Raw genomic sequence first — 1630 nt, forward strand, 5'->3', positions numbered from 1 at the left:
ATCAAGGACAGTTCGAACAGTATCGCGAAGAGGTCAACGACAAGATGCACGACCGTCTCGCGCGGCTGCAATTCGAGCGGCAGCARCAGCGTCGTGGTGGTGGCGGTGASGAGCCGATTCCCGAGCGCGAGGCGCGAGGGMGAGACCTTCCAACTCGGGACGATCCCCGCCAGCCGGAGCAGCCGCGAACCGGCACCGAGCAGGAGAGAGCCAAGCAGAAGGATGCCAAAAAGCAGAAGGCTCAGCAGGCTGAAGAGCAGGACCGCAAGACCCAGCGCTCGAATGACAACGATTACGAGCGCTGAGCAAGATCGCTTGGCGGCCCTCTGATGGATGGGACAGATAGATGAATAATATCAGATAGTTGCGGGAGTCCGTGTGCAAAAATCGCACACGAAAGTTCTGCTTCTCTTCTTTTTCCGTTCCCACGACGGAGCCGCCGACAGCCCTTTTCGGACGCTCTTTTGCCGACGATATTGGCCGCTCCTATGCGGATGTTCGCCGGGATATCCGTGAACCTGATTGTCCGAAGCGGCGTCCAGTTTGCTTGGGGTTCCTGGAAGCTTTTTGAACTTTCTAGGTCGCTCCGCAGTCCGAATTGCGGGTGCTCATGGACCAAGTAGGATACTAGATTCGGCTTTTGCGTGGCTCTGGAAGGGATCGACCCCCTGGCACGTTGCGGCCCGATAGCGCGACAGCACGACTTCCAAGTACCATGTTTTTAACGGCAGCTTCGCGCCCAATTGTCGCCGTTCAGCACCCCAAACGCTTTATCCCAAAAGCTACCCCTTCTGCCTGTTCGATAAATCCAAATGCTACGAGCCAGTGAGGAGACGCCTTGGCACACGGTCGAGCGAACAATCACCTCGCCCTTGGCGACCAGTGGCAGAAGCAGACCGGCTCAGCTCAAACGTGTCAGTCAATCATCGGGGTAGACGAACCCCTTCGCCATCGATGCTAGCCCGTTGCCAGATTATGGCATCCAGTCGTCCCACGACGGCTCCGGTCCAAAGCGGCGAGCGAGGAATTCGACGAAAAGGCGGACTCTTGCCGAAAGCGGTCGCGCATCAAGGAAAACGGCATAAATGCCAAGCTCCTCGCACATATGGTCAGCCAACAGAGGCACAAGCCGTCCGCCCTTCAGATCCTCGCCGACAATAAAGCTCGGCAGTCGCACGATACCGCCGCCGGCGAGAGCAATTTCGTGTAGAAGCGTGCCGCTATTTCCTTGCACCCGACCTTTGATCGAAATTGCCTGTTCTCTTCTTGCCCCTTTGAACCGCCACGTGGCGGAATCGGTGTCCGGAAGATGAATTAAACAATTGTGATGTTTAAGATCCTCTGGCCTCTCCGGGACGCCATACCGTTCCAAATAGGCAGGGGCAGCGCAGACAACACGGCGGCACGGGGCAAGTCGGCGTGCGATAAGATCCGAATCCGGTAGCCGCGTGATGCGAATGGCAAGATCGCAGCCCCCATCCATCAGATCAACCAAATTGTTGTTAAGGACCGCCTCGACCGAAACCTCGTCGTACTGCGCGTTGAAGTCCGTGATAGCGCGCGCGAGATGCACCCCACCGAAGGCGACTGGGGCGTTGACGCGGATCAGCCCGCGTGGCGCCCTCTGCTG

Annotated in this window: 2 protein-coding genes; one reads left to right on the forward strand and one right to left on the reverse strand. The window is 57.9% G+C overall.

Features of this window, described 5'->3' with window-relative positions; genetic code table 11:
• On the forward strand, positions 1-305 hold a 305-nt coding region (locus AC1DZP_RS36090), incomplete at its 5' end, for a hypothetical protein (RefSeq protein ID WP_477309116.1).
• Between the two features lie 668 nt (positions 306-973).
• Here AC1DZP_RS36090 and AC1DZP_RS36095 read toward each other — a convergent pair.
• Positions 974-1630, reverse strand: a 657-nt coding sequence (locus AC1DZP_RS36095) for a substrate binding domain-containing protein (protein WP_477309118.1), incomplete at its 5' end; no start/stop codon positions are given.

Source organism: Mesorhizobium sp. P2_F8 (assembly GCF_056403655.1).